Consider the following 22,668-nt stretch of genomic DNA (forward strand, 5'->3'; position numbering starts at 1 on the left):
GCCGAGCGACGACCACTGGGCATTCTCGGTGTGCACGCGTACAGCACGAATCTGCCTTCTCGGGCCTGCTCGACTCTTCCCGCGGACGACTGTCACTGTCACCAGCGATGAATGCTCCGGCTGTGGCGTGAAGTCGGGCAGCAGGTGGCCTGAGTCTGAGGCCGCCTGCGCTGCTGACGCTCTGTCGTCTCTCTGAGGCCAACAACCTGCCTCAAGGGTTGAGGCCCGTCGCCCAGGTAACCGGAGGATCCTGGGCGTGCTTATGGTCAGGCGTGTTGCATCCCGGTTTCGGCCGATCCGCAGGCAGGACAACCCGGTGACCTGCGACGCGTTCGTGCTTGACGACCGCTGCTGATCGTGGCTTCAGAGGCCTCCGTCCACACTTGCGGCATCCAGCCACCCACCGGTCGTCCAGGATGAACACGACCATGAAGAACGCCCCAGCCAGAATCGCCCTGATGACCACCGCCGCCCTCCTCCTCGGAGGCGCCGGCCTCGCGGTGGTGGCCGGTCAACAAACCCAGCGTGACGTGCAGGAACAGCTCGGCCGCACGAAAAAAGCCCTGGAGGACTCCGGCGTCGCCACCATGGTGAGCAGCCCGTACGAAGGCAACGCCCTGGGCGGCACGCAGGTCACCACCATCACCCTGATGCCCGAGAGTGACGAGCCCTTCGTGATCACCCTGACCAGCCACGTCCACAACGGCCCCTTCCCCCAGGGCAAAATGTTTGGGGCGGCCAGTGTCACCACCGACGTGACCTTTCCCACCGAGGTTCAGACGCAACTGGACAAAGCCTTCGGGGGCCAGAAGATCAGCCTCAACACGCTCGTCAAGTTCGGGGGAAACAGCGTCACGACCTACCGGGTGCCGGAGGGCCAGTTCACCGATGACGGGATGACCGCCACCTGGAAAGCCGCCAGCGGCACGGTGACTGCTGAAGGCGACCGCGTCCGGTCCGACGGTCAGTGGCCCGGCCTCACCATGAAGGGTGACAGCGGCCTCGTGACGGTCGGCGCGTCCACCTGGTTCATGACCGGCGAGAACGCCCCGGACGGCCTGGGCAACGCCGCGGCGACCATCAACGTCGGGGACATCACAGGCACCGAAGATGGCAAGACGCTGTTCCGCCTGGGACCGGTCAAAGCCGAGAGCGAGATCAAAAGCGACGCGAAATTCGTGTCCAGCAGCGTGCGTTACCACGTCGCCCAGGCCGCCTTCGAGGACAAGACCCTCGACAACCTGAACCTCAACCTCACGCTCAGCCGCCTGGACCGCAAGGCCCTGGCGCAACTGAGCAGGCTCGACGTCGAGGACGAGAACTTCGATCCGGAGGCCATCAATCCGATCATCGAGGCGCTTCTGAAGGGCGCTCCAGCCCTGTCGATCGACCGCTTCTCGGTGGGCAGCGGCAAGGATGAAGTGCAACTCAATGCCAAGGCGGCCCTGAAGGCGGAGGCGAACGTCGACTGGAGCGACCTGATGCTCAACCCTGAGGCGCTGATGTCCATGGTGAAGGTCCAGGCGCACGCCGAAGGGGAGGCGCAGGCGATCGAGGCGCTGGGGGCCCGGTTCGCCCCCAGCAAGGAGGAGGTCAGCGCCATGCTGCAGATGAGCCAGGAGCAGGGCATGCTTCTCAAGAAGGGCAGCCGCCTCGTGACCGACGTGCAGCTCGACGACAGCGGCGTGAAGGTCAACGGCGTGCCGATCCAGTAACGGCCGTCAGCGGCACCCCACCCGCCGAGACGTACACGCCGCGGCACCAGGCGATTCTCGGCGCGCCGCACCTGTCCTGAGGTGACGCACCGGGCGCCCCACAGACCACCGGTGCCAGCAGGAGAACACCACCAGCAGGGTGACCGGAGGGAAGTGGCTCAGAGACCACCGCACCCACCGCACCGGGGCAGCTGCACACGTCAGCAGAACGGGCGTCAGCGCAACCCATTCCCACCCCCTTACTCCGGAGGGGGTTCTGGTCGGCCAGTTCGACCGTGTCCGGCTCATCTTCAGACCCGCGTTCTGACTCGCGTCGCAGGAGGACGCCGGCGAGATCTGGTGGCAGTGGGTGAACACCAGTTTGCCTGGAAGCGCACACGCTGGCGGCACGGACACGACCATGTGCCCGCCGGGAGCCCCTGGTCCTCAAGGTTCGTGCCGGCGCGCCAGGTATCTGGCAGATCATGATCCGGGCGTCCTGGAATGGCTGCTGTTGAAATGGTGCAGGCCGATGGAGACGAGGCCGCTACACTCGACAGCTGGTATGCATGCCTTCTGATCCTCACTCCCTCCTGCCTGCGCAGTTGCCGCCCCTGACCAGCCCCTGGCCCGGTGCACTGTGGCGGGGGCGGGCTGTGTTCCCGGTTTTCCAGGGCCGGGCCAACCGGCGGCCGTGGGTGGGCGCACTGCTCGTTGTGCTGGGCCTGGGACAGGTGGCGCAGGCAGCAGCCGGCCCCCTGGTACAGATAAAGCTCGTGCCCGTCTGCGTGACGACGCTGTACCAGGGGTGCGGCCTGGTCGACCGCGGGGGCAACTGGACAGTCCGGCCCTGGTACACGGACATCCGTGAAAACGGCGGCGGCTGGACCGTAGAGAAGCAGTCGGGTCTCACGGGGTGGCTCGGGGCGGACGGCACAGTTGTCATCGAGCCGCGGTTTGAATTCATCGGGCAGTTCGCCGGTGGGCTTGCGCCGGCCAGGCTGCACGGCAAGGACGCGAAGTACGGGTATATCGGCACCTCGGGGCGCTGGGTCATTCCACCGAAGTTCACCGCCGCCACGGCCTTCAGTGAAGGCCTGGCGAGCGTGCAGTGGACCGAAGGCGCACGGGAGCGTTCCGGCTACATTGACCCGCGTGGGCGGACCGTCATCCCGACCCTGGAGTGGTCCGACAGACCGTTTGTGGATGGACGGACCACGGTCATGCGCCGGGTTTCCGAACATGCCGCGACCGTCTGCACCGGCATTGACCGGAGGGGCCGTGAACTCGTCCGGACGACAGGCAAGGAAAGCTGCGCCGTGACGGTGGTGCCGGGCGGCGGGTGGACAGTGCAGAGCGACGACGTCACGCGGCTGGTCGACCGCAACAACCGGCGGACCCTGTTTGCGGTTCAGGGGGAGGAAGCCTACATCCACGGTGACCCTGAAGGCAGCCCGGTCACTGGCCTGGGGGTCTTCAGCACAGGTCAGGAAAGCGGCCTGCTCGACCTGCGCACCGGCCGGGTCCTGATCGCCCCGCGCGCAGGTCAGCACCTGGGGTTTCACGGTGAGGGGCGCGTATCGTACCGGCGGGAGAAGAACGGGCAGACGGTCTACGGGTTCCTGGATTCCTCGGGCCGTCCGGTTATCCCGGCCCGGTATGCCAGCTCAGGTCAATTCCAGCACGGCCGCGTGATGGTGACCCTACCCCCGGCACCCCCCAGCGGTGAAGGGCGGCCGGTGGTGCTGAACCTGCAGGGACAGGAACTCCCCGGCTTCAAGGCGCTGCGGCCCACGAGCATTGAACTGGCTCCCTGGGAAGGTGATGTTCAGACTCCGGTGCGCCGCAACGCGGCCAGAGTCACCACCGATCAGGACGAGGTGGTCTGGACGGACCTGGACGGGCGGCCGTTTCTGCGCGTGCGCGCGAGCAGGCGCTGCGCCATTGACGAAGCGTTCAACCGCAAAGGGCAGCGCATCTGGCCGGCAGACAGCGCCGGGGTCTGCCGGGTCAATGACGCCGGATTTGCAGAGTACGGTGCCCTGACGCCGGCTCAGAAGGCCCTGCTGGACCACAAGCACGCCTTTGAACGCGACCGTCTGAACGACCAGGCCTATCTGAGGGCGCAGGGCAAACGGACTGTGTTCGACTGGGTGGCGTCACCGGAAGAACAGCGGGCCGAGCGGCTGATCCGTGAGGCGGACTGGCTCGACGGCCCACAGGACGTCTCACTGAGCCCGGGTGTGCGGCTGTCGGTGCCGGCCGGTTACCGCTATCTACCGGCTGAGGCGCTCGCGGCGCTGAGACGCCGGCTGAGCGACGGCGCTGCGCCGGCTCCAGCAGGGGCGGTTCCCGTGCGCACCGGCTGGCTGCTGGGCCCACATGAACACTGGCGCACGGAGATCTCGGTGGTGCAGCGCGGCCACATGGACCTCACGCAGCCGCTGCCGGGCGCGGATGAGCTGCTGGAGACCATGAAGGTCTACACCGCCGGGTCGCTGGCCGGTGGGACCGGCGCTGCCAGCTTCCGGCACCTGGCGTGGCTGCTCCCGCCTCGGCTGGACCCGGTGCGCCCGCAGCTGACGTACGCCTACACCGACGCGCCTGTTGACGTGAGCGGGCGCCGGGACGTCCTGAACGTGGCGCTGTTCGGGCGGCGTGAGGTGGTCGCTCTCTCCACGGTGTGGCGCTCTCCTTTGCAGGCGATGCACTTCGAGCTTTTTCAGGAGGACGTGCTGAAGCTCAGCGGGCAGATCCACTTTGTGCCGGGGCACCGCTACCAGGACCACCAGGTGGGTGAGGCGGTGGCCCCGGTCGCCCTGGAAACGTTGATGACCGGTCCACCACCGCAGGAGATCACCAGGATCGGTGAGGCCATCGCCGACATGGAGCAGCGGCGTCAGGCCCGGATCAACGGCAGGCTGCTGGCGCTGCTGGTGATCCTGGGCGTGGTGACGCTGGGGTTCACTGCACGGTGGTGGAAGCCGGCGCCCGCGGCCGCTGTACCCGCAGACCCCAGCCGCTCACGACCGGCAGGGGGAGCGCAGGCCCAACGCCGCACGCCACGTAAGCAAGGCCGCAAAAGACGGTAGGTGGCGGGCGCGCTGCGGGCTCCCTGCTCCGCGCGGCCAGCGCCCCAGCCGGATCAGGGGTGCTGGCCGGTGGACGTCAGGTGTAACTCAGCGGCGCGGAAACGGTCCTCAAGGAAGCGCCCGTGCATTTCGAGAGCCGCCGCGTCGTCGCTGGCGAGCTCCTCCACCACCTGACCCATCACGCGGGCGAGCAGGGCGAGCTGCTCAGTGAGTGCCTGGGCCGGCGTGCGCCCGTCGGGCCGGCGGTGGAGGCGCGCGTAAACGGACGGAAGCGCGAGGTAGGACTCGACCGTGGTAGGCAGGTAACTCAGCGCGGTTTCACGGACCAGGTACGCGCCCTGGTCCCCCCGTTTTTCCAGTTCACGCAGCCGCGGGAGGGCTTCGCGCAGGGCACGGATGGTGGCGTGCAGGTGCGTGTCGGCTTCACGGGGCAGCCGGCCACGGGTTCGTCCTTCAAGGGCCTGAAGCCGGGCGAGAACGTCGGCGGTGTGAACGGGTGTGGCCGTGGGGCGAGCCGTGCGGGGCGTGGCCGGCATGGCGAGCGCACCGGCGGCGTACAGGGCGAGGGTAATGACCGGCCAGCCTGGACCGATCACGCCCGCGAGCATCAGGGTCAGGCCCACCAGGGCGAGGGCCGTGCCCGCGAGGTGCTTGGTGGAGGAGAGGTACAGCGCGGCGTTACTGGTACGCACGGATGTCCTTGAAGATGATGGGCAGCGGCGTGGAGCGCGCGTCGAACACCCGCCCGCCACTCACCCGGGCGACTTGTGCCATCTCGTCAGGGCGGGCTTCGCCGAACAGAATCGGAAAGATGCGCGCCGCCCGGACATGCGCCGGCTGAGTGGCGTACTGCGCGAGGAACGCCTCGAGTTCCGGGCCTTCGTTGTTCTCGCCGTCGGTCATCAGGACCACCGTGCGGATCCGTTCAGGCTGCGGCCCCTCGGCCTTCAGGTGCCTGAGGGCCTCGTTGAGGGCCGCGTAGATGGCCGTGCCCCCCTGCAGTTCGAGACGTCCGGCATAGTCGTGAATCTGCCGGAGTGCCGCGCCTTCGTTGCCGCTGGGGCCCACCTCGAAGGTCTTCAGGTCATGAACCCGGTCGGCGAAGGTGATCAGCCGGACCTGCTCGCGCGGCGCGAAGCGGGCGTACCGGCCGGTGACGCTGACGTCCCCCCCGGCCAGGGCCTGCAAGGCGCGTTTCAGCGCCGCCAGGCGCTCACCGCGCATCGAGCCGCTGATGTCCAGGACGAAGGTGGTGCTGGCCGGGCGGCGGTTCTCGTCGAGGTAGGCCCGCAGCGTCGCGTCAATCGCGCCGAGCGAACCAGGAAACGCCAGTTCGGGTGGCGCGTCCGTCTGCCCACCGGGGGTGCGCCGGCCGGTGCGCTCCCGGACCAGCGCCTGCGCCTGCGGGGTTTTCAGGTAGGCGGTGACGCGGCCGTACGCTGCGCGGGCGTCAGGGTTGAGCAGCATCAAGGGGTAGTCGGCGGTGACGACCCCCTCCTCGGGCATCAGGACCGTCAGGGGGGTACGCAGCCGCCCGGAGGCGTTGAGCTGCGTGATGACACTCTCGTAGTTGATCATGCCGCCGAGCGTGTCCTGATCACGCACGTAGGCGTCCGCGAGAAATCCGCTGGACCCGGCACTCAGGGCCACACCCCGCGCAAAGCCGCGCACCTCCGGCGTGTCGAGCTTCTCCAGGGCCACCGCGTCACCGCCACCGGCCAGGGCGGACGTCACGCCGACCAGCGCGCTGAAACCGGAATTTGACGCCGCCGGGTTGGTCATGGCGTAGCTGAATTCCCCGTTTCCTGCCTTCACCGCGACGTCTTTCCACGAGACGCCCTTCTCCCAGCCCCACTGCCGCGCGAGGTCCTGACGCACGCCCAGAACCACGGGGCTGAGCATGGTGGGCGTCCGCGCGAGGATGCGCCGCGCCGCGCCGGGGTGCAGCTGCAGGTAGCGGTCACTGGACAGCCACGCGAGGTCAGCCCCCTGACCGGCAGCGATGCGTTCGGCCGCGTCGATGGTGCCAGTAGAGCGGAGCTTGAGCCGGACACCGGTGTTCCTGGCAATGGCGTCGAGCACCGGGCCTTCAAGGTCGCTCAGTTCCGAACCGGCCAGAACGTCGAGCGTCTGCTCCCGCGCGGCAGGGGCGCAGCCCAGGAGCAGGCCGCTGAGCAGCACCCGGCTGAGCGTTTTCGTGGCCGCCTTCACTGCGCGCCTCCACTGACGCCCTGCACCAGGGCGTCGAGGACCGCGGCGGCGGGCAGGTCAATCGCGTCACCTGCGGACGCCGCCACCGCGCCCCTGGCGGCGGCGTTCATGGCGCTGGCAAACACCCGGGGATCAAGGGTGCGCCAGCCGTGTTGCGCGGCGAGGCCCTGCAGTTCGGGCTCCGTGAGGGCCTGCGCGAGACGTGCGCCCGGGTCACTCAGCGACACTAGGGCGTGCCGGGTGTACGTGTTGGGCGTCAGGGCGACCAGGCGCATGGCGGAATTGAGGCGCCGGGCCCGCCCGGCGGTGATGAACTGCGCTTCGTAGACCAGCACCAGTGGCGCTTTGCTCATTCCGATAGCGAGGTAGTCCTCAAACGGACCCTGGCTGCTGGCGTCCTGATACCCCTGCAGCGCGAACATCGGGCGGAGCCTGGGCAGCAGCGCCGGGACGCTGTGTTCGTCCGGCACCTGCTCACCGTTCTGCGTGAAGGCCGCCACGCCCAGGAAGGCCGCTGCGGAACTTGACGTTCTCGGGTCGGTGGTCGACACCAGGACCGTTCGCGCGGACTTGAAAGGACTTCCGGGCAGGTCCCGCCACCGCTGACCGCGCAGGGAGAAGTCAAGCAGCCGGGCAACGTTGAGCGTCTGATTGTCCAGCACCCGGGCGCGCTTCAGGGTGGGCAGCAGGCTCGCCCAGGTGGCCACGGCGAGCGGGGTGTAGAAGATGTCAGTGACCTGCGCGTTTTGCCCTGCCCTGAGGGCCGTTTGCCGCGCGGCCGCACTGCCGGAGGGAAAGGCAAAGTCGTAGCCGCTCAGCGTGCGCGCGGCGATGTCGCGGGAACCGGCGGTTTCCACGGTGACGGTCAAGCCACGCTTTTTCAACGCAGCTTTTACGGCGGGATCCGCGAAGAAATCTGCCTTCTCCGAACCGATCAGGCCTTTCAGGACCGTGATGCGGGGGTGTTGCTGAGCGTAACTGCGGTAGCCGCCGTAGGCGGCGCCGAGCAGCAGCGCGCCGCTGAGGAGGGGAGCAAGGGTGCGTTTCATCCGGCGCTCCGGTGGAAGCTCAGGGAAAGCCCGTCGTGCGGGGCTCCGGCGCAGGCCCTGGTCATCGTTGCCGGGCCTTTCTGGATCGTTGGTGCGCTCATCCTGAATTCATGGTGCAGGGGCCGTGTCACCGTTGTGTCAGCCCAACCAGGGCGGAACTGGGCACAGGCGCAGTGTGTCAGCGGGGTGTCTTGACGCGCTTTGTGTCCAGACCGGACACGCCAGCCTCAGCGGTCAGATTCTGCGTGACCAGCCCTGAGCGGGCGTGCGCGGCGTGCTCAGGTGCCCCCGACAGCCCTGGCGGGTCGGGGGCACCTGGGCGCGTGGAGCGGCCTGAGTCGGGCCCAACCTGACCGGAGCCCAACCAGGGTCATCCGCTGTCATGACCCACGCTTGGGGTTGCAGCGGCACTGAACCAGGCATCAATTCCACACGGGTATGTCCATGAATTCAAGAATGGCCGCGCCTTCAGGTGTGCTGGCCGCATCCGCGCGGGCACCACGGCAGGACGCGGCCATCGCAGCGCAACCTGAGGCATGACGTCAGGCGCTCTGAGCCCGAGTGGGACCCCCTGGCCCGGTCGTCCGGGCCTGAAGACAATCTTCCCGGGTCGTCCTGGTCTGAACCACACGCGGCAGCACGCCCTGCTGACCCGGAGCCCGGGCTGTCCGGTTCCGGTCGAGAACGACGCCAATCCCGCCGCGCCTGCCAGATGTCACGGCGGCGCGTCGCGGGAAGTGCCGTACAGCGCAGAGCTCACGCAGTCGCTCAGGATGGGCTGGAGCGGCTGGACTTCTCGCCTCTTCGGCACCTTGGAGCGGAGCGCGGTGGACGCGGGGGGCACCGGTTGCGGCGCTTCACCGGCCCGCCTCGAAGCTGAGTGTCGGCCGCCCCTTTTCCTGGGGCTTCTGATTACACTGCACCATGAGTCAGGTTATCCCCACGCTGACCACCCATCGCCTGCGTCTTCGGCCCTTCGCCGAGCCCGATGAGCCTGGCTTGATTGACCTGCTCAGGTCGCCGCAGGTGGCCGACGGCATGCTGTCCATCCCCTCACCGTATCCGCCGGAGCTGGCACGGTCCTGGATTCTGTCCCGGGCGGCAGCGGCCGAACAGGGGCAGGCCTTGTCCTGGGCCATTACGCTGGCGGAGACGTCCCAGCTGTTGGGTGGGGTCACCCTGAGCCCCGACCCGGGGCGGACGCGCGCCGAGCTCGGGTATTGGCTCGGCGTACCGTTCTGGGGGCGCGGCTACGCCTCCGAGGCCCTGCCAGTCATCCTTGAGTTCGGGTACGACCATCTGGGGCTCCACCGCATTCAAGCCACGGTTTTTCCACGGAACCGGGCGTCAGCGCGAGTCCTGGAAAAATCCGCTTTCCGGCGGGAAGGCGTATTGCGCGGATTCGCACGAAAGGGCGACACGTTTGAGGACCTCATCATGTATGCGAGGCTGCGCACTGACGAGACAGAGCACCACACCGGGCGTCCGCATTGAGGGTCGTGGTTGGCATCCGTCCAAGGGGGCATCCACTTGTGAGGAGGACGGCCATGATGACCGGCAGTGAGGGCAGCGTCCCGGTCTGAGAGGAGAGCTGAGCACGGACCAGCGGAGAACAGGCATCTTCAACGGGGTGGCCGGGATTCAGTCGATGCTCTTCCCGTCACCTGGTGGGACGCCGTGGGTCCGACCGGAGAGGACGACACCCAACGCTGTGCCCGTTCCTGCCGGAGCGCAGCCACCCACCAGGTCACGCCTGGCCACGCTGTTTTGTGCAGGGTCACCGGCTGCGTCACGTGAGGCAGGACCCGGCCATCAGGGCATACCCAGGCGTGGCGTTTGAAGCCGATGGAAGCCCTTTGTCCAGAAGGGGCGCAGCAGTCCGCATTGGGCACGACCTGCCGGCAGCGGCGTCGCATCTGCACCCACCCCTGCACCCGGCACAGGTGAGCAGATGGTGGCGCCCCCGTACTTCTGGAGGTGCTTCACCAGGGAAGGGCCTAGGGCGTGTCGGCCAAGGAGAGCATGAAATACGCTCATCGGTAGCTATGGACCTCGATGAACTCCAACATTGGCTGAACACGTCAAAACAAGGCCTGATCACACACGGAGTCAAGGCCAAGATCATCCAAGGTGATGGTCTCGGCATGGATCCTGACATCGTATTCGACCTGGAATCCGACACGGTGATCGCCACGATTGGCATCTGGTTTAGCCTGCAGGAAGCAGAAATCCATGCCGTCTCAACGGCATCAAATACACCTGTGGTTCTTGATCGGATTCAGGTGCACAACAGCAACTTTGACGAGATATTCAGCCCCATCATTCAGCTATTCAAGCCATGATGGGTCAGGTTAGAGCCAGAGCAGGACAGCGGCTAATGTCAACCAGCATTGATAGCTCGCGGCTCGCTTTGATCTGTCAAGGGTTTGGTGGAGCCTCAGTTCAGGATGTAAGCCTGCTCCTCGAAGGCCGTCGGTGACTGATACCCCAACGACGAGTGACGACGGCGACGGTTATAGAACACTTCAATCCACTCGAACACCTCTGTCCGTGTCTGGGCACGGTCCCACTGCGCTTCACCAAGCCCCATCTCCGTCTTCAATGTCGCAAAAAAGCTTTCCTGGACAGCATTATCCCAACAATCCCCCGCCTCGCTCATACTCTGAACGGCCTGCAGTCTGTCCAGCGCCTGCTGGTACACATCGCTCGTATACTGGCTCCCTCGATCCGAGTGATGCAGGAGTCCGCCTGGTGGTTTCCGACGCGCTACGGCCATCTCCAACGCCGCTGTGACCAGCGGCGTCTGAAGTCGCTCATTCAGCGCCCAGCCGACAATTTTCCTCGAGTACAGGTCCATGACCGTTGCCAAGTACAACCAGCCATCACGGGTGGGTAGGTACGTCATATCCGTGACCCACTTCTGGTTCGGGGCATCCGCAGTGAATGCCCGATCAAGAATGTTTTCTGCGACTGGACGCGAAGATTTCGTTTTGGTCGTCGTACGGAACTTCCGTTTCCCACGTGCGACAAGCAGGGCTTGTCGCATGAGCCGCCTGATCCGCTGACGACTGACCTGCTCTCCCTGTGCCTTCAGGTCGGCTTGGATGCGCAGCGCCCCGTATGTTCCCCGGCTTTCCTCGAAGCTGGTCCTGATTTTCTCGATCAGCACGCGGTCTTTTGTGATCCTCTTGCTCTCCGGCCTTCCCCGCGAAGCGTAGTACCCGCTGATGCCCACCTCGAGAACCCGGCACATCAGTTCCACTGGGAACTCGTTCTGGTGCCCCTCGATGAATTTGAAGATCAGGGCTGCTTCGCGAAGAAGGCCAGTGCTTTTTTCAGAATATCCCGTTCCTGTCGTGCAATTTCCAGTTCCCGCTCCAGTTCCTTGAGTCGAGCCTCCTGTGGTGAAAGGGCGGGGATTCCCCGCCCGGTGAAGGCTGGGCGGCCAGCGGCCGTCTGGGTGTCCTGCTGCTGCTTCCACCGGACCACGTAGTGAGGGGGAACGCCAAGGTCACGGGCAATCTGGGCGCAACTCTTTCCGGTCGTGCGGACCAGCCGGACGGCTTCTTGTTTGAACTCAGCGGTGAATTTCTGCTTGGGTACGGACATTCTGTCCTCCAGTGTGGATCACACTGAACTTACCCTCCACCAAACTCTATCCAGTTCACTTGTCATAGCACGTGGCGATGCGCCGAATGCGCTTGAGTCGGTTGACCAGACGTTCGACCTTGTTCCGTTCCTTGTACACGACCGCGTCGAAACAGAGATCGTCCCCCTGATCTTTGCGCCTGGGTATCGTGACCCGAATGCCACGGCTGTGCAGATACTTCCGAGTCGTCGTGTAGCTATAGCCCTTGTCGCCCACGATACGGTCAGGGCGAACTCGTGGTCGTCCTCGTCCTTCACGCTTCACAGCGCCAGTTTCGACCAACGGCTGCAGGAATTTGGACTCATGTCGCTCCCCGCCGCTGAGAACAAAGACCATGGGTTTGCCGTGCCCTTCCGCACGCAGATGAATCTTCGTACTGAATCCACCGCGTGATCGTCCGAGCGCTTCATCGGCTTGACCGCCTCGTGCGCCGGCAGCACATTGGTGTGCTCGCACCACGGTGCCGTCCACGAAGTGCATGGACCAGTCGAGCTGGCCCTGCATGTCAGCCAGACGTTGCAACTCTGCCCAAATCGTCTGCCAGATACCTTTGGCCGTCCAACGACGAAACCGGCTGGCAATGGTCGTCCACTTCCCGAAGCGTTCAGGGACGTCCCGCCACGGCGCGCCTGTGCGCAGAACCCAGACGATGCCACTCACGACGGGGCGATGCGCCAGATAGGGACGCCCAAGACCCACCAGAGGTGGCAGGAGAGGCTCCAGACGTGCCCATTGTTCATCCGTGATTTCTTCGCGCCACAGCACGAAAAGATACGTCATTGCCTTCGGTTCCTACCCTTGGCCTACACGCCCTAGGACCAGGCTGGACCCTCCCCGAAGGTGGCTCTTGACCGGCAGATGCGGCTGTAGACGTACCGGGACAGAAGCAAGGTTCCTTGACCTGGCCCCACTGCTTCTGGGCCTGGAACGGCCGTCTCGCCTGAGGCCCCGCACGGCGCAGGCCGTGAAAGTCGCCTCCCCTGAGTCAGACCTACGGCTCCAGTTGTGGTTGCCCTTCTGGGAACGCCGCTTCCCCGCCTCAGGTCGTCAAGGAGCACACCGCCCATTTAAAGGTATGTTGAGGAGGCAGCATAAGGCACATATCGTCTGGCGGCCGGCCCGTCATCGCTTCCCGGGGCAGGTGAAACGCGCTCATGGCGCTAAGGGTCCGTCCAGAAGGAATCAGGGCGCCTGCTCAAGTCAGGCCAGTCAGGCTGTACCAGACCCTTGACCCCTCACCGGTTCGTTGCCGGGCGGTTCCACAGGAGGAGCATCATGGACATTGAAGTGCAGGTTGTTCAGGTCGGCCGGACCACCGGTCAGGGTACGGCCCGTTCACATCACGTGTTGATTGACCGTCCCCTGGACAAAGGAGGAGAGGACCGCGGCATGATGGGCGGTGAGCATGTGCTGATCGCGCTGGGCGGTTGTTTTCTGAGCAACCTGCTGGCCGCCATTCAGGCGCGCGGGGCGGCGACAGACAATGTCCGGCTCAGCATTACCGGTCACCTGAGCGCTGCGCCGGCACGCTTCGGCGCCATCGATGTGCTGGTGTCGGCCGATACAGATGACCGGGCGATGCTGGAAAAACTGGTTGAGATCGCAGACCGCGCGTGTATCGTTTCGAACACCTTGCGGCTGGCGGTTGATCTTCACTTTCGCCTCGCCTGACAGCGGGGCGGTTGTCGGTCGCGCTGCGGTTCAGCCCAGACCCCGGAGGCCCGGCGTGTGCTGAACCCCCAGGGGCGTGGGCAGGCTATTGAAGACACACGGGCCTGAAGGCCCTCACTTCGTCGAACACGGGTCTGGAGGACGGCGGCTGACCCGCTGGCGCTCAGACCGGCGGTTCAGGGCCTGGGCTGAGGGCTCGGGTAGAGCGCCTGGGCGTTGTCGTGCAGGAGGCGCCGGGCGGCCCACTCCGATTCGGTGGCGCTGAGGTCACCGTCCTGCACGGTGGCGCTGAGCGCCTCGGCCATGACGCGCCGGCCCCAGGTCGCGGCGAGCCAGAACATCTCCGGGGTGCGCTGCGCGTCCGTGCTGAACAGCACCTTCGTGACCGGCGACAGGTGCAGCGCCTCATGCACGGCGGTGCGCATGGCGTGCACGCTGGTGTACGGGATGGTGAGCCCCAGGTCGAGGTAGGCGCCGCTGTAGACGCTCGCGAGGTACCCGGCCTCGCGCAGGTACGGGTAGCAGTGCAGCATCACCACCTTCAGGCCCTTGAGGTCCGGTGCGTCGAGCACCGCGCGCAGATGCAGGGGGTTGGCGAGGCGCATGTCGAGGTCCGGGTCACCGTACCCGGTGTGGAACTGTACGGGCAGGCCCGTGTCGGCCGCGACGCGCAGCGCCGTCCACAACACGGCGTCAAGCAGCGGCTTGCTGTTCAGGCGCGGCACCTGGCCGGCCGGCGTGGTGCGTTTGAGGGTGCTGAACGAGGTTTCTACGTCTCGCGGCTCGTGCTGGGCGATGTCCAGTCCGGTGCGGTACGCGGCGATGCTTTTCAGGCCGGCCAGGAATGGTGCGGCGGCCCGCAGGTGCGTCTCGAAGGCCTGGAGCAGCGCCGCGGCGCTGTCGTGCCCGGCGATGAGGGGCGCCACCTCCGTCTCGAGACGCAGCACGCGCTCGACGGTGCAGGGCAGGCGCTGCGCACTTTCGCGCACGCTCCACAGCCGCTCGGGCCAGATGCCGTCGTCGATCAGCAGGGTGGTGATGTTGGCCCGCTGAAACATCTCGGTGGCGAGCGCCTGATAACTGTAGGTCTGCCTCGCCTCGAGCACGGCGTCCGGCGTGGGCGCGCAGCCGTAGTACCCGGCGAGGTCACGGATGGAGCGCCGGAAAAACAGGGTGTCGCGGGCAAAGTGCGTCAGGATGTCCGGATCGGTGGCTTCGGTGAAATACGGCTCGATGGGCCCAGCCCGCCAGAGGGGCTCGTGCAGGAGGGCGTGGGCGTGGTGGTCGTAGATGGGGATCTCGGTCAGCGTCATGTCAGTACCTTTCCGCCAGCAGGCTGAGTTGCTCAGGAATGGGCCGTTCGTGCAGCGCCGCCCACTCCGCGCGGCGCACCGCGAGGTACGCCTGGGCGCGCGCGGCCCCGAGGGCACCCAGCAGGACGCGGTCGCCCTCGAGGGCCGCGACGGCCGCCTGCAGGCTCTGGGGGAGCAGGGTGATGCCGCGCGTGCGCCGCGCCTCGTCCGTCATCAGGGCCGGGTCTCCCTCCGCTTCGGGGGGGAGGGGCAGGGCCTGGTCCAGGCCGTCGAGCCCGGCGGCAATCATGGCGCCGAGCGCGAGGTAGGGGTTGGCGCTGGCGTCCGCCGTTTTCAGTTCGAAGCGGCTGCATCCCGCCTCGTTCCGGCTGACGCGGACGGCCGCCTCGCGGTTTTCGTAGCCCCACGCCGTGTACGCGCCGGCCCAGAAGTGCGGGCGCAGGCGGTGGTACGAGTTCGGGCTGGGCACGGTCAGGGCGCACAGGGCCGGCAGGTGGGTGAGGATGCCGGCGATGAACTGCTGCCCGCGCCGGCTGATGCCGGTCGGTTCCGACAGGTCCGCCAGGAGGTTGCGCCCGCCGTCCCAGAGGCTGAGGTTGATGTGGCACCCGCTTCCGGCAGCCTGCTCAAAAGGTTTGGGCAGAAAGCACGCGACGAGACCGTGCGCCTCGGCGACGCCGCGCGCCGTTTCCCGGAAGGTGATCTGCTGGTCAGCGGCGCGCAGGGCACTCGCGTACTGCACGGACAGTTCCTGCTGGCCCGGGCCGGCTTCCGGGTAGTAGAACTCCGGCTGTAACCCCTGCGCCTCGAGCGCCGCCGTCAGGTCAAGCATGAAGCCCGCGTGCCGGTTGAAGCCGGAGGTGTGGGCATACACGGTCGTGTCGGCGGGTTCGTAGCCGCCCGGCGTGCGGCGCAGCAGGAAGAATTCGTTCTCGAACGCCGCGTTCACACTCAGGCCGCGCTGCGCGGCGCGGCGGATCTGCTCGCGCAGGAACGCGCGCGGGCAGTGGGCCCAGGGCTCACCGTTCAGCATCATGTCCCCGAGCACCTGCGCCTGCCTGGGGGCGTACGGCAGAACGGTGAGGGTACTCCAGTCCGGGACAAGCCGCACCTCCCCGACCGGGCCGAGCCCGGCGCCCGGGACGACCACGTCGGCCATGACCGGCAGGGCCTGCTGCGCCGCGGCGATGCCCACGCCGCCCGGCAGGCCGTCGACCAGCATCCGGATGTGCGCGGCCTTGGCGCGGATCAGGTTCGCGTGGTCACACCAGACGATGCGCACGTACTGGACGCCGGCCCCGCGCAGGTCCTGCAGCTTCATGGCGTCCTCCCGCAGGGCCCCTCTGGGGTCGGCCCGGATTCCGGCCGGGCGGCCCTCCACCTCTGGGTCCCGGCCGGGTTCACGTGCGGCTCTCCCAGAGCACTACCGTGGCCGCTGCTGGTCCCCTGCGCCGGTCGGGCCGCTGGGCCAGGCAGAGTGCCGGGACGAGAGGGGGCACCCGGCTCAACCTGTTCTCAGGCAGGCTGTTGGGCGGGCGGATCATTCGTCGGCCCGAACGGCGTAGTCGTTGCCGTCACGCAGTTCCTCCAGCACAATGCAGGTTTCCACGCGGTCGATGATGCCCTGCGCCTCGCTGAAGCGTCTCAGGAACTCGCGCAGCGCCACGTGGTCCCGAACAGCCACCTTGACGATGGCGTCGTTCGTGCCGGTGAGGGTGTAGCACTCCAGGACCTCCGGAAGGGTGCGCAGGGCCTCATGGAGTTCATCCGGGTTGGGGGAGGCGAGGTTGTTTTTGAAGTTGACTTTCAGGAAGCACATCAGGTCCAGGCCGAGTTTGGCGCGGTCAAGCACGACGGTGGTGCGTTTGATGACGCCGCTTTCCCGCAGGCGCTTCAGGCGTTTGTGAACGCCGGTGGCGGAAAGGCCCACCTGCCGGCCGAGCTCGGCGTGGCTGGTGTCGGCGTTCCGCTGCATCAGGCGCAGCAGTTGCGTGTCGGTGTCGTCCATAAGCACTCCTTCGCCAGCAGGTCGCGGCGGGCGTTTCGGTTACCAAACCGTCGAAATCGGTTATTTCTAGATACAAATTGAGCTATTTTGGTGATGTTTTAACACTAACGCCGCCGAAACGCAACCGGAATTGATCGCGAGGCTGAGATCTTTTCCCTGGCCTCTCAGAGAGGAAATCTCACGTCCGGCCACCAATACGGAACGATTCGTTCTTTATCTTGAGGTTCTGGTGAATCTGAGTTAGTATTCGCCGCAATTCAGACCGCGATGTGTCCGCCCGAAACCCCGCCTCACCGAGGGGATCATCCTTCTCGAGGCCCCGGGACCCGGTCCTGGCGGCCCAGTTCCAGGAGACCTGTATGTCCACACTCACAGTGCCGCGTGACCAGCTGATCTACGCCATGGACCGCGCCAACCCACCCGTTCTGCGGGCACCCAGCGGCAGCACGCTGGTCTTCCAGACGCGCGACTGCTTCGAAGACCAGATCCAGGATGCCCAGGCGCAGTTCACGGCGCTCGACTGGAACCGGATCAACCCCGCCACGGGACCCGTTCACATCGAGGGCGCCGAGCCCGGTGACGCCCTTGCCATCGAGATCATCGACATCCGCGTCGGCTCACAGGCCGTCATGGTCACCGGTCCGGACCTGGGGGTGGAAGGCGACCGCCTCACTGAGCCCGCGGTGCGCGTCTACCCGATCGACGGCGATCACGTCACGGTCAGTGGTGTCCGCCTGCCGCTGCGCCCCATGATCGGCGTAATTGGCACGGCCCCCGCCGACGAGCCTGTCCCGAACGGCACCCCCGGTGACCACGGCGGCAACATGGACACCACCGTCATTCGCGCCGGCAGCACCCTCTACCTCCCCGTCAACGTGGACGGCGCTCTGCTCGCGCTCGGCGACCTGCACGCCGGAATGGGCGACGGTGAGGTCAGCGTCTGCGGCCTGGAAGTCCCCGGCGAAGTGACCCTGCGCGTCACCGTCCTCAAGCAGTGCCGCTGGCCCCTGCCGATGGTGGTGACCGATGAACACCTGTACACCATTGCCAGCGCCCTCACCCTGGACGAGGCCGCCACGCGCGCCACCAAGCACATGAGCGCCATTGTGCAGACCGAAGCGCAGTTGAGCCGCGCCGACGCCATCGGTCTGCTCAGCGCCGCCGGCAACCTGCAGATCAGCCAGGTGGTTGATCCCCTGAAGACCTGCCGGTTCGAACTGTCGCTTGACGTGCTCCGCCAGCTCAACGTGGCCCTGCCTGGAGTGCCCGCGTGAGCGGCCCGCACGTTTCTCCTGTCACCCCCGACGACGCCGGCGTGGAGGCCTTCGGGTACACCCAGGAACTCAAACGTGCCCTGTCGTTCCGCGACCTGCTGATCTACGGCATGATCTTCATGGTCCCGATTGCCCCGTTCGGGATTTTCGGGTACGTCATGGACGCCAGCAAAGGCATGGTCGCACTCGCGTACCTCGTGGGGATGATCGCCATGTTCTTCACCGCCATGAGCTACCGCGCCATGTCCCGCGATTTTCCCGTCAGCGGCAGCGTTTACGCCTACGCGCAGCGCGGCATCAACCAGACGGCTGGGTTCTTCGCCGGCTGGCTGATCCTGCTGGACTACATCCTGATTCCTGCCCTGCTGTATGTCGTCAGCGCCGCCGCCCTGGCCCCCCTCTTTCCGGCCGTGCCCAAGGCCGCGTGGATTCTCGGCTTCATCGCCATTGGCGCGGTGATCAACCTGCGCGGCGTGGAACTCACCGCCCGCGCCAACCGCGTGTTCCTGGTGCTCGAACTCGCCGTGCTTGTCACGTTCCTCGTGGTGGGTCTCAGCGCCCTGTACGGCGGCGCCGGAGCCGGCGGGCTGACCCTCGCGCCGCTCTATCAGCCGGGTGTCGTCACGCCCGCCATCATTGGCGCGGCCGTTTCAGTGTGCGCGCTGAGCTTTCTGGGCTTCGACGCGATCAGCACCCTCAGCGAGGAAGTCCAGAGCCGCAACCGCAACAGCGTGGGACGCGCCACGCTCGCGGCCCTCTTCCTGATGGGCGGCATTTTCATCCTGCAGACCTGGGTGGCCGCGGACCTGTCCAAAGGGCTGAGCTTCAAGACCCTCGACACCGCGTTCTACGAGGCGGCCAGTGTTGCCGGCGGCCAGTGGCTGTACCAGGTCACCGCCTGGGCCACCGCAATCGCGTGGGGCGTCGCGAACTCCCTGGTGTCGCAGGCGGCCATCAGCCGCATCCTGTATGCCATGGCCCGTGACCGGCAGCTGCCCGCCCCGCTGGCCCGCGTTCACCCGACCTTCAAGACCCCCTACGTGAGCATCCTCGTTGTTGTGGCCATCTCGATCGTGGTGGCGCTGGGCTTCATGAACAACGTCGGCACCCTGACCAGCTTCGTGAACTTCGGTGCGCTCACCGGCTTCCTGTTTCTGCACTTCAGCGTGATGTACCACTTCCTGGTTCGCCAGCGGTCGCGTGATTACCTCAACCACCTCGTGTTTCCTGGGCTCGGGTTCGCGATCATCGCGTATGTGCTGTACACCATGGGCACTGCCACCTGGGTACTCGGCCTCAGCTGGCTCGCCATCGGCGTGGTGTATTACCTTGTGCTCACCCTGGTCCTGCAGCGCCAGACGACCCTTGAGGTCTGACCAGTGATACACCCGGCGGTTCCAGTCAACCCCTGAACCTGCTCCCTTCCCGCCGTGCGCGACTCCCTGTGGCCTGCAGATCCCGCCAGCGGACTCCAGGCCATCCCGAGGCGCCTGAACACTTGTCAAGACCCAGTCGAACTCAGGCACATCACTCCAGCGGGCGGCCCTACTTGTGGGCCGCCTGCTGTTTGGCTGCCTCCGGAAGAGGGCGTCCCTGCCGAACAGGCGCCCTCTTCCGGAGCGGACCGGACCTTGATGACAGCTGTGTCCTTCAGGCCGGGACGGCGTGTGCTGATTCCAGCTCCATCGTTGGCCCTCAGGGTGACGCCGTTTGTCCGTCCCGGGACAGACAGATGAGGTCCAACAACAGAGGGCAGAGCACCACGGGGACGCAGACGCGCGTGTCCACCGATGCATCTCCGGCACCACGGAACGCCACCTCAACAGGGAAAGAAATTCACCTATACGCCTAAGTCAGGCATGTTTTGTTCCAAGTCTTGTGATCCTGGGAATTTTGAGTTACATTCGCCGCAACTCCACACTCAACCGCAACCGCCGGACGCGTACCGGCAGGTTGATGGCCCAGCCGGGCTCCGGAGACCCCTGGACCCGCCTGGCCAGAGCATGGAGTTGCTTCCTAGAAAGTGTGTCCGCCGTTGCCCGGCCCAGGAGGAGACGTCCACATGACCACGCCCACGGTGCTCCCAGACCCGCCCACTCCGCTTGCCTGCCCCGGCGCCGGTCGCTTCATCACTGTCTGCGCGGACGGTGGGCGGTCCGCCGACCACCTCTGGCCCCGCCGGTTCCCCGGTACGGCGCCTGCCGCACCCGACGCCTGAGACGGCCCCACCCACCGGCCTGCCCCGCACGGCCACCATGGAGGACGCTATGAAACGACTGAACGCTTTCTTGCTGACCGCGCTGCTTGGAACTGTGGGCTCCACATTGGCTCAAAGTGGCACACTGACGGTCGCCACCGCGCAGGACCCTCAGAACTGGGATCCCATCGACACGTTTCTGGTGGCCTGGGGCACGGTCGCGCATAACATCTACGACGGTCTGATCATCCGCAGCGCGGACCTGAAGCTCCAGCCGGGGCTGGCGACCAAGTGGACCTACCTGAACGGCAACAAGACCCTGCGCTTCACGCTCAGAAAAGGCGTCAAGTTCCATAACGGCGAGCCGTTCAACGCCGCTGCGGTCAAGTTCAGCTTCGACCGCCTGCTGGGTGCCGAGGGCAAGAAGGGTCCTCAACAGGCCAATTACACCTCGATCAAACAGGTGAAAGTCGTTGACCCGTACACGGTCGATTTCATCCTCGCTCAGGCGGATCCTGTCCTGTTGACCAAGCTGGCCGGCTACGGGGCCATGATTGTTCCGCCGAAGTACATCAAGGAAAAAGGCGGCGCCTACTTTGACACGCACCCCGTGGGGACCGGACCGTTCAGGTTCGTGTCCTACAAAAACGGTGAATCTATTAAGCTTCAGGCGTTTGCAGAGTACTGGGGCGGAAAGCCGAAAGTGGCGAATCTGAACTTCCGGTTTATCGAAGAGCCAGCCACCCGTGTGGCCGAACTTCAGGCGGGACGCGTGGACATCGCTACCGCCATTCCGGTCGCCCAGGCCGCAACGGTCAAGAGCAATACCAAACTCACGCTCCAGGCCGTGGCGAGCCCCACAGTTCAGGCGCTGCGCTTTAATGTCACTCACGGCCCCACCAGTGATGTCCGGGTTCGCAGGGCCCTCAACCACGCGGTGGACACGAACGCCATCATCAAGAGCATCCTGCAGGGCTACGCAAGCCCGATTGCCTCGCTGCAATCCTCGCAGTCGTTTGGCTACGACCCGGCGCTCAAGTCCTACCCGTACGACCCTGTCAAAGCCAAGGCGCTGCTGGCAGAGGCCGGCATCAAGCCGGGCACGCCGATCGGCATCGACTTCATCGGAACGGACGCCGTGTTCCGGGAGGTGGCGCAGGCCATCGCCGGGTTTTTCCAGGCCGTGGGCCTGAAACCTGAACTGAAAACCTACGAGACCAATACCTTCTATAGCGACATCATCCCGAAAAACAAAACCAGCAACGCCTACCAGATGGGATGGGGCGGTTGGACCTTTGATTTTGACAATACGGCGTACCTGCTCTACCACAGCAAGCAGTTCTGGAACCCGGACTACACCAGCAAAGAGCTGGACGCCCTTCTGGACAAGCAGCACAAACTCAGCGACCAGGCACAGCGCCAGGTGATCCTGCGCAGTATTGCCAAATTCACCCATGACGAGGCCATCGACATTCCGCTGTACAACCAGCAGGACCTGTGGGGAGTCAGTAAGCGCGTGCAGGGGTTCCAGGCGCCCAGTGACAGCCTGCTGCACCTGAACACGGTCAGTGTGAAGTGACGGCCCGTGGCACGGTACCTGGTCTCCCAATTCTTCCAGGCTGTCCTGGTCGTGGTGTTCGTCACGCTGGTGGTGGCCGTCATGCTCCGGTTTTCCGGAGACCCCGCTGTGGCCCAGTTTCAGGGCGCTTCAGCCCCCACAGAGGAGCAACTCCGGGAGATCCGCCGGGCCATGGGGCTGGACCGACCCTTTCTGGTGCAGTACTGGGATTTTCTCTCCGGCGTCCTGAGGGGGGACCTGGGCACCAGCTTCCGGGGTGAGACCCCGGTGCGGACCCTGATTGCCCAGGCGATGCCCCCCACCCTCCTGCTCGCGCTGTGCTCACTCGGGCTCTCGGTGGCGCTCTCCCTGCCGCTGGCGATCCACGCGGCGGTGCATAAAGGCAGTGGGGCAGACCAGGCGGTGCGGTTTGTCTCCCTGCTGGGGCTCTCGTTCCCCAACTTCTGGCTGGGCATCATGCTCGCCCTGATTTTCGGGGTGACGCTGCGCTGGCTGCCCGTCTCCGGGTATGAGGGTGCCGCGTCCCTCATCCTGCCCAGCTTGACCCTGGGCCTGATCCTGACCTCCACGACGGTCCGCCTGCTGCGCGCCGCGCTGCTTGACGTGCTGGGCAGCCAGTACGTGACCGTGGCGCGCAGCAAGGGCCTGAGCGAGCGGACCGTGCTGTACAAGCACGCCCTGCGCAACACCGCGATCCCCATCGTCACCTACATCGGCCTGCAATTCGGCGGACTGATCGGCGGGGTGGTGATCGTCGAGCAGGTGTTCGCCTGGCCGGGGCTGGGTTCCCTCGCTCTGCACGCCATCTCGAACCGGGATTATCCGGTGCTTCAGGGCACAGTCACCGTCCTCGCCATCCTCGTTGTGCTGGTGAACCTCCTGGTCGACCTGTCCTACGGGCTCTTCGATCCTCGCGTGCGCCTGGAGTGAC

16 protein-coding genes and 1 pseudogene are annotated in these 22,668 nt (G+C 65.9%); 9 read left to right on the forward strand and 8 right to left on the reverse strand.

The window, feature by feature from the left end; genetic code table 11:
• Window positions 1-458 precede the first annotated feature (458 nt).
• Window positions 459-1,715: a DUF945 family protein gene (locus LAJ19_RS16030; protein ID WP_225523873.1), complete on the forward strand. Its 1,257-nt coding sequence runs from the start codon at window positions 459-461 to the stop codon at window positions 1,713-1,715.
• A 548-nt stretch (window positions 1,716-2,263) separates the two neighbouring features.
• Window positions 2,264-4,786, forward strand: a complete 2,523-nt coding sequence (locus LAJ19_RS16035) for a WG repeat-containing protein (protein ID WP_225523874.1) — start codon at window positions 2,264-2,266, stop codon at window positions 4,784-4,786.
• 53 nt (window positions 4,787-4,839) lie between these two features.
• On the opposite strand, the gene LAJ19_RS16040 is transcribed toward LAJ19_RS16035, so the two are convergent.
• From LAJ19_RS16040 to LAJ19_RS16050, 3 genes are read right to left on the reverse strand one after another with little or no spacing between them, the layout of a single operon-like run.
• A complete protein-coding gene (locus LAJ19_RS16040; RefSeq protein ID WP_225523875.1) occupies window positions 4,840-5,478 on the reverse strand; it encodes a hypothetical protein in 639 nt (212 codons plus the stop codon).
• Entirely contained in the window at window positions 5,465-6,997 is a 1,533-nt protein-coding gene (locus tag LAJ19_RS16045; RefSeq protein WP_225523876.1) for a vWA domain-containing protein, read from the reverse strand. The genes LAJ19_RS16040 and LAJ19_RS16045 overlap by 14 nt, the downstream gene beginning before the upstream one ends.
• Window positions 6,994-8,046 (reverse strand): hypothetical protein, encoded by a 1,053-nt coding sequence (locus LAJ19_RS16050; protein WP_225523877.1) that lies wholly within the window; start codon window positions 8,044-8,046, stop codon window positions 6,994-6,996. The genes LAJ19_RS16045 and LAJ19_RS16050 overlap by 4 nt, the downstream gene beginning before the upstream one ends.
• Window positions 8,047-8,970: 924 nt before the next feature.
• On the opposite strand from LAJ19_RS16050, the gene LAJ19_RS16055 reads away from it, so the two are divergent.
• Window positions 8,971-9,540, forward strand: coding sequence for a GNAT family N-acetyltransferase (locus LAJ19_RS16055; RefSeq protein ID WP_225523878.1), 570 nt, complete (start codon window positions 8,971-8,973; stop codon window positions 9,538-9,540).
• 551 nt (window positions 9,541-10,091) lie between these two features.
• Window positions 10,092-10,388: an immunity protein TriTu family protein gene (locus LAJ19_RS16060; protein ID WP_225523879.1), complete on the forward strand. Its 297-nt coding sequence runs from the start codon at window positions 10,092-10,094 to the stop codon at window positions 10,386-10,388.
• A gap of 95 nt (window positions 10,389-10,483) precedes the next feature.
• Here the strand turns inward: LAJ19_RS16060 and LAJ19_RS16065 are convergent.
• Together LAJ19_RS16065 and LAJ19_RS16075 are read right to left on the reverse strand one after the other, a co-directional pair.
• Window positions 10,484-11,655, reverse strand: a pseudogene (locus LAJ19_RS16065) (IS3 family transposase).
• A 55-nt stretch (window positions 11,656-11,710) separates the two neighbouring features.
• The gene (locus LAJ19_RS16075) at window positions 11,711-12,457 is read right to left on the reverse strand and encodes an IS5 family transposase (RefSeq protein ID WP_225523993.1); all 747 of its coding nucleotides are present in this window, start codon (window positions 12,455-12,457) and stop codon (window positions 11,711-11,713) included.
• Between the two features lie 513 nt (window positions 12,458-12,970).
• Here LAJ19_RS16075 and LAJ19_RS16080 point away from each other — a divergent pair.
• Window positions 12,971-13,366, forward strand: a complete 396-nt coding sequence (locus LAJ19_RS16080) for an OsmC family protein (protein WP_225523880.1) — start codon at window positions 12,971-12,973, stop codon at window positions 13,364-13,366.
• Between the two features lie 176 nt (window positions 13,367-13,542).
• Here LAJ19_RS16080 and LAJ19_RS16085 read toward each other — a convergent pair whose 3' ends face one another.
• The 3 genes from LAJ19_RS16085 to LAJ19_RS16095 form a co-directional block, all read right to left on the reverse strand.
• Window positions 13,543-14,679, reverse strand: coding sequence for an amidohydrolase family protein (locus LAJ19_RS16085; protein WP_225523881.1), 1,137 nt, complete (start codon window positions 14,677-14,679; stop codon window positions 13,543-13,545).
• Between the two features lies 1 nt (window position 14,680).
• Window positions 14,681-16,000, reverse strand: a complete 1,320-nt coding sequence (locus tag LAJ19_RS16090) for a glutamine synthetase family protein (protein ID WP_225523882.1) — start codon at window positions 15,998-16,000, stop codon at window positions 14,681-14,683.
• Window positions 16,001-16,219: 219 nt separating this feature from the next.
• Window positions 16,220-16,687 (reverse strand): Lrp/AsnC family transcriptional regulator, encoded by a 468-nt coding sequence (locus LAJ19_RS16095; protein WP_225523883.1) that lies wholly within the window; start codon window positions 16,685-16,687, stop codon window positions 16,220-16,222.
• 359 nt (window positions 16,688-17,046) lie between these two features.
• On the opposite strand from LAJ19_RS16095, the gene LAJ19_RS16100 reads away from it, so the two are divergent.
• The 4 genes from LAJ19_RS16100 to LAJ19_RS16115 all read left to right on the forward strand — a co-directional run bounded on the left by LAJ19_RS16100 (window position 17,047) and on the right by LAJ19_RS16115 (window position 22,667).
• Window positions 17,047-17,961, forward strand: a complete 915-nt coding sequence (locus LAJ19_RS16100) for an acetamidase/formamidase family protein (RefSeq protein ID WP_225523884.1) — start codon at window positions 17,047-17,049, stop codon at window positions 17,959-17,961.
• Window positions 17,958-19,337, forward strand: a complete 1,380-nt coding sequence (locus LAJ19_RS16105; RefSeq protein WP_225523885.1) for an APC family permease — start codon at window positions 17,958-17,960, stop codon at window positions 19,335-19,337. Before LAJ19_RS16100 ends, LAJ19_RS16105 begins: the two co-directional genes overlap by 4 nt.
• An 891-nt stretch (window positions 19,338-20,228) precedes the next feature.
• Window positions 20,229-21,737 (forward strand): ABC transporter substrate-binding protein, encoded by a 1,509-nt coding sequence (locus LAJ19_RS16110; RefSeq protein WP_225523886.1) that lies wholly within the window; start codon window positions 20,229-20,231, stop codon window positions 21,735-21,737.
• A 6-nt stretch (window positions 21,738-21,743) separates the two neighbouring features.
• Complete coding sequence (locus LAJ19_RS16115) at window positions 21,744-22,667, forward strand: ABC transporter permease (RefSeq protein ID WP_225523887.1); 924 nt, start codon at window positions 21,744-21,746, stop codon at window positions 22,665-22,667.
• Window position 22,668: the final 1 nt, after the last annotated feature.

The organism is Deinococcus taeanensis (genome assembly GCF_020229735.1).
GTDB classification, from domain to species: Bacteria; Deinococcota; Deinococci; order Deinococcales; family Deinococcaceae; genus Deinococcus; species Deinococcus taeanensis.